The organism is Corallococcus sp. AB018 (genome assembly GCF_003986945.1).
GTDB classification, from domain to species: domain Bacteria; phylum Myxococcota; class Myxococcia; order Myxococcales; family Myxococcaceae; genus Corallococcus; species Corallococcus exiguus.
Window position 1 is genome coordinate 1 of sequence record NZ_RAWR01000358.1, and the last position, 5574, is coordinate 5574.

General features: G+C 70.6%; 6 protein-coding genes and 1 pseudogene. 3 read left to right on the forward strand and 4 right to left on the reverse strand.

Translation table 11 applies throughout. The annotated features are described in order from the left end of the window. A pseudogene (locus tag D7Y11_RS41175) lies at positions 1-605 on the forward strand (hypothetical protein); the annotation flags it as partial. A gap of 19 nt (positions 606-624) precedes the next feature. On the opposite strand, the gene D7Y11_RS41180 reads toward D7Y11_RS41175, so the two are convergent. After that, positions 625-1542, reverse strand: coding sequence for a LysR family transcriptional regulator (locus D7Y11_RS41180; protein ID WP_158642058.1), 918 nt, complete (start codon positions 1540-1542; stop codon positions 625-627). A 67-nt stretch (positions 1543-1609) separates the two neighbouring features. On the opposite strand from D7Y11_RS41180, the gene D7Y11_RS41185 reads away from it, so the two are divergent. Together D7Y11_RS41185 and D7Y11_RS41190 are read left to right on the forward strand one after the other, a co-directional pair. Beyond that, positions 1610-2572, forward strand: a complete 963-nt coding sequence (locus D7Y11_RS41185; RefSeq protein WP_158642059.1) for an NAD(P)-dependent alcohol dehydrogenase — start codon at positions 1610-1612, stop codon at positions 2570-2572. A 44-nt stretch (positions 2573-2616) separates the two neighbouring features. Then, on the forward strand, positions 2617-3591 hold the full coding sequence (locus D7Y11_RS41190) for an alpha/beta hydrolase (protein ID WP_126936409.1): 975 nt from the start codon (positions 2617-2619) through the stop codon (positions 3589-3591). 76 nt (positions 3592-3667) lie between these two features. Here D7Y11_RS41190 and D7Y11_RS41195 read toward each other — a convergent pair whose 3' ends face one another. From D7Y11_RS41195 to D7Y11_RS41205, 3 genes are all read right to left on the reverse strand, one after another. After that, on the reverse strand, positions 3668-4084 hold the full coding sequence (locus D7Y11_RS41195) for a type II toxin-antitoxin system VapC family toxin (protein ID WP_126936410.1): 417 nt from the start codon (positions 4082-4084) through the stop codon (positions 3668-3670). Further along, positions 4077-4379 carry a type II toxin-antitoxin system Phd/YefM family antitoxin gene (locus D7Y11_RS41200; protein ID WP_158624505.1) on the reverse strand — a complete coding sequence of 101 codons (303 nt, stop codon included), beginning with the start codon at positions 4377-4379 and terminating at the stop codon, positions 4077-4079. Before D7Y11_RS41200 ends, D7Y11_RS41195 begins: the two co-directional genes overlap by 8 nt. Before the next feature lie 135 nt (positions 4380-4514). Continuing rightward, positions 4515-5574 (reverse strand): hypothetical protein (locus tag D7Y11_RS41205; protein ID WP_126936411.1); only part of this gene is annotated, 1060 nt, incomplete at its 5' end.

A 5574-nucleotide genomic window follows, 5' to 3' on the forward strand; every position in this document is an offset into this window, starting at 1 on the left:
CGGTGGCGCTGTCGGGGACGGGCACGTCGGTGGTGGCCGGGCGGCTGGTGGGCCCGGTGACGGTGGACGGGCGCACGTTCGACGCGCGGGGCACGGGCGGCTTCGTGGTGCTGGCGTTCGGCGCGGACGGAGCGCTGGCGTGGGGCCGCGAGGTGCCGGGAGTGAACGGGCGCGTGGGCTCCGTGTCGGTGGGCGCGGACGGCACGGTGGCGGTGGCCGGCGAGTCGGTGGGCCTGCTGGTGTGGAACGGCGTGGCGCTGGATGAGGGCGGCCCGTTCGTGCTGACGGCGACGGCGGACGGGCAGGAGCGCTGGGTGAAGCAGCCCACGTGCGGCGCGACGTCGGTGGGCACGGTGGCGGCGGTGGAGCCCGCGGGCCCGGTGGCCACGGCGTGCGGCAACACGGTGACGCGCTACGCGGCGGACGGTGCGCTGCTGGGCACGAAGTCGCTGGCGCCGGAGGCGTGTGAGAGCGGCACGTGCTCGCTGGCGGCGACGACGCTGGTGGCGGCGCCGGAGTCCGGGCTGGTGGTGTCCGGCTGGCAGCGCGACGGCGCGGGCGACACGTGGAACCAGGATGCGTTCCTGCGGCTCGTGACGCCCTGAACCTGACGGAGCCGTGGGCCTACCCAGTCGCCAGGCCCACGGCGCGTACCGCGTCCTGCACGAGACCGCGGACCCACGCGTGCTTCGGGTCGCCCTCGTTCCCAAGGTGCCAGGCCAGGAGCATCTCGATGGGAGGCATCGGGACAGGCAGCGGCCGAAGAGCGAGCCCGAGTGCCTTCGCGTGCGCGGTGGCGAAGCTGCGCGGAAGGACAGCGAGCCGGTCCGAGCCTAGAACGAGCGGCAGTGCCAGGGAGAACGTGGTCACCACGCGCGTCACGCGACGCGAGAACCCCTCCTTCTCCAGGAGCACGTCGATGCCGCCGCGTCGCGACTGCGCGAGTGGGGCCACCAGGACGTGCTCCCACTCGGTGAACCGTTTCAGGGACATGCGCCCGGTGGCGAGGGGGTGCGTCCCGCGCATGACGCAGACGAAGTCGTCGACGAACAGGCGCTGCGAGCGCAGGTCCCGCTCCTTCGCGACCTCCGGGACGATGGCAATCCCGCCGTGCTCGCGCAGGAACGACCCCAGGTCCGGCGTCTGGGTCCGAAGCGTGAGCAGGGCCCCGGGAGCACGCGCCGCGAGGAGACTGTCGAGCGTTGGTAGGAGCAGCTCCGCGACACGGTCCGACGTCGTCACGTAGATGTCCCAGGTCGCGGTCGCCGGATCGAAGGGACGCCCCTGGTTGAACAGACGCTCGGCCGCCAGCATCACCTCTTTGGCGGGCGCGCGAAGCTCCTCGGCCCTTTGCGTTCGCACGAGCGACCTTCCGTTGCGGACAAGGAGCGGGTCGCCGAAGTCGACGCGCAGCCGGTGCAGGGCATTGCTCGCCGCCGCGGGCGTGATTCCCAGCTTCTTCGCCGCGCGCGTGACGTGAGCCTCTTCGAGCAGGTGGTGGAGCGCGCGCACGTGGTTCAGGTCAAAGGCCGAGAGTTTCACGGCATGAACAATAGGCCTGCCCACCATCAAGTTCCGCGAATTCATGCCGCCCCGTAGCTTGAGGGCCATGAACGCACTCACCTACAGCCGCTTCGGCGGTCCCGACCTCCTGCAGCACACCCAGCAGCCGGCGCCCCGCGTCCGCGCCCACCACCTCCTCATCCGCGTCCGAGCCGTCTCGGTGAATCCCATCGACGGGAAGATCCGGCGTGGCGAGCTGAAGTTGCTCAGCGGTGCCCGCTTCCCGAAGTCGCCCGGCTCGGACTTCGCCGGTGTCGTCGAGGAGGTGGGGGCGGGCGTCAGCGGCTTCTCGGTCGGAGACCGCGTGTTCGGCTTCCCCGGAAGCATGCGAGAGGGAACGCTCGCCGAGCTCATCACGGTCGCGGCGACGTCCATCGCCAGGATTCCTTCAGGGCTCGACGACGTCGGGGCCGCGGCGGTCTCGATGGTGGGGCTCGCGGCGCTTCAGGCAGTGCGTGACGTCGCGCGAGTCGCCCCCGGCGAGCGCGTGCTCGTCAACGGCGCGACGGGCGGTGTGGGGCTCATGTTGATCCAACTCGCCCGGTCGCATGGCGCGCACGTCACCGCCGTCACATCCGCCGCGGGTCTGGCCGTGGCTCGGCAGTACGGTGCCCAGATCGTCCACGACTATCGCGCCCGGCCGCTCTCGATGCTCGGCGAGCGCTTCGACGTCGTCTTCGACCTGAGCACGAAGCTGTCTTTTGCCGAGGCGCGTGGCCTCCTGACGCCTCGCGGCAGGCACGTGGGGTTCGAGCCGTCCCCCGCGTCGCTCCTTGCCTCCACCCTGCTTGGCCCCTTCCGCCGCCAGAAGCAGCAGTTGCTCGTCACCAAGCCGTCCGGCCGGGACCTCGCGGAGCTCGCGGGGAAGCTCCAGGCCCGGGAGCTCCTCCCGCCACCCGTGGAGGTGTTCGAGCTGTCCGACGCTCGAGGCGCGTTCGAGCGATCCGAGCGTGGGGGAGTCATCGGCAAGGTCGTCATCCGCGCGGCCCCCGCTCCCACGTCGCCTTGAAGTCCATCGCAACCTCACCCACCGCCACATTCCAGGAGTCACCCATGTCCACGCGTCATCTCGTTGATCCGTCCCTCTTGCCCCTCACCGCCCACGAGTTCCTCCCGGGGCTCTCCCGCGAGAACCTCGCGGACGGCCGCACGTTCATGGACCAGATGATTGCGTCCATCGCCCCCCGGACCACCGCGCTGCGGAGCGAGGCGCGCATCCCTGGGCGGAACGGAGCGCCCGACGTCCGGCTCGTCATCCAGACGCCGCCGGGCCAAAGCACGGCACCCCGGCCCGCAGTGCTGTTCCTGCACGGTGGCGGCATGGTGATGGGCAGCGCCTCCATGGGCGAGGGCTTCGACGCCGAGCTCGCCCTCGCGCACGACGCCGTCGTCGTCTCGGTCGACTACCGCCTCGCGCCGGAGGTGCCGTTCCCGGGTCCCATCGACGATGTCTATGCGGCGCTGCGCTGGGTCCACGCGAATGCCGCGTCACTGGGCGTCGACCCGTCGCGAATCGTCCTCATGGGGCAGAGCGCGGGTGGCGGGCTGGCCGCCTCGCTGGCGCAGCTCACCCGCGATGACAACGGGCCACGGCCCGCGGCGCAGATTCTCATCTACCCGATGCTCGACGCCCGCACGGGGACGGCCCTGGAAGCGGACCCCAACCCGACGACGGGCGAGTTCTCGTGGACGCGTGCGCACACCCGCTTCGGCTGGGAGTCCCTGCGCGGGGACTACCTCCCGACCGACTCTCGCGCCGGGCACTTCTCGGCTTCGCTCGGCCAGGACGTCTCGCGCCTGCCCCCCGCCTTCATCGCCGTGGGCTCGCTCGACGTCTTCTTCGACGAGTCTATGGACTACGCCCGCCGCCTCTCCCGAGCGGGAGTCCCGGTGGAGCTCCATGTCTACCCCGGGGCCATCCACGGCTTCGACGCCATCCCGAACGCCTGGATGACCACGAGCTTCAAGCGCGAGCTGAACGAGGCACTCACCCGGGCGCTCCGTGCGCCTACCGAGATGGAGCCGTGAGCCCTGTCACCTTTGGAACCAGGATGCGTTCCTGTGGCTCGTGACGCTGTGATTCGCTACGGGCGTCGGGGCCGCGCTACCACGCGACCTCGATGCCTCCGGTGTCCTGCGCCCAGTCGGAGATGGCGCGGTCGCGGGTGAGGAGCGGCAGTCCGAGTCTGCGGGCCGCCGCCACGATGAGCCGGTCGAAGTGGTCCCGATGCTCCCAGTCGAGCCGGGCTGCCTCCCGGACATCCGCTTCGCTCATGGGGTCGTGGACCAGCTCCGGACAGTCGATGCCCGCCCACCATGAGTCCAGCGTGGTGGGGAAACGCAGCTTCCCGCCCTGGGCAAGCAACCACGTTTCCAGCACGACGGGCGCGGGCACCACCAGATAGCCGCGCCGGTGCTCGAAGGCGGAGAACGCGCGCTTCGCCGTGGGCCCGAGCTTCTGGAACTGGTCGCCCGCGTAGAAGAGCAGGGCATTCGTGTCGAGCACGTAGCCTTCACTCAAGCTCCAGCACCTCCGCGGAGGTCAGGGCGGAGCGCTGGAGTCGCTGACTGGGGCTCTCATCGGGAGCTTCCAGGTCACCGACGATGCGCAGGGAGCCTCGAAGCTTCGATTTCCGCTTCCGGGAAGGACGCGCCTTTCGCTCCGCTTCCAGCAGGGCCTCCAATCGCGAGGGCGCGATGAGGAACGCCTTCAACTCATCGTGCACCGTGATGGCGGTGACATGCCGCTGGGTGGCCGCCTGCTGCACGAGCGCGCTGAGATGGCTGCGCGCCTCGCTGAGCGGGATGCGCTGCATGGGCAGGGGCCACGTGGGCGTTGCTGTGGCGGGGCGACGCGCGGTCGCGGGACGAGGAGGTGTCCGCCGTCGATGTTTGCTGGCCATGGTGTGCGGATAATAGGCACAGGTCCGACACACCCTCTGGGCCGGGCGTCACGCAGCCGCCGCGGTGTTCAGCTTCAGGTCCTGGTTCAGCCCCGCGTCCTTGCGCACGCGCCAGATGTACTGGTCCAGGAAGTAGTGGTGCAGCGCGAAGCCCCAGATGAAGCCTTCCATCAAATCTCGCAGCGTGAGCCCGCTGCCTCCCATCGCCACCTTCGCGTCGAACGCGCCGCAGCCCGGGTGCACGCCCATGCCGCAGCCCAGCGTCCGGTACGCCAGCGTGAACGCGAGCCCGCAGAGCGCGTAGATGACAAAGCGCTGGCTCACCTTCGGCGCCCAACCGAACGCGGCTCGGTCCACGCCTTCCGAGTGGTAGCGGTTGCGGTGAAAGAACCAGACGATGCCGTGGTACTGCACGTTGTGGAACGCCGTCACCGCCACGGTGAACATCAGGAAGTCCATCCGCCGCGACACCGTCGGCCAGAACACCAGCGACGTCAGCCCCAGCGCCGCGCCGAGCATCAGCAGCTTCGGCCCGTTCACCCCCAGCCCCTGGCGCCACCGCCACACCTGCCTCGCCGCCAGCACCCCCACCACCGCGAGCACCAACGCGAAGCACGCGTGCGCCACTCCGACCTCCCAGGTCGGCTCCGCCATCAGCCCCAACCGGCGTCGCGCTCCCGGATGCGTCAGCGCGAACGCCACGAACGGCGCGAGCAACCCCACGTACAGGGTCACGCTGTCCAGCCGCCGGTCCCACGCGTCTCGCTCCCCGGCCTTGCGCTGGTAGAGCACCATGATGCCGTAGTGCTGCCGCACCACGTGCCAGTACGCCCATAGCGCCGCCAGCGTCACGAACACCGCGAACGGCCAGCGCTGCCCGGACAGCACCGACGCCGCGAACACCGCCGGCCCCGCCGCGAACCACGCCAGGCTGCCCCAGAGCAGCCGGGCTCGCGCCTTCCTCTCCCGAGCGTCCAGGTACGTGCGCGACACCGTCGCGAACAGGTGCGGCCCGTCCAACAGCAGCACCCATGCCCACCACAGCGGCGGCCCGCTCACGCCCCCCAGCACGTGCAACGCCATCAGCGCCAGGCTCGCGCCCAGTCCC

Coding starts and splice junctions, on each gene's coding strand:
- D7Y11_RS41185 (WP_158642059.1), top strand. CDS start 1,610: ATGAACGCACTCACCTACAGCCGCTTCGGCGGTCCCGACCTCCTGCAG.
- D7Y11_RS41190 (WP_126936409.1), top strand. CDS start 2,617: ATGTCCACGCGTCATCTCGTTGATCCGTCCCTCTTGCCCCTCACCGCC.
- D7Y11_RS41200 (WP_158624505.1), bottom strand. CDS start 4,379: ATGCAGCGCATCCCGCTCAGCGAGGCGCGCAGCCATCTCAGCGCGCTC.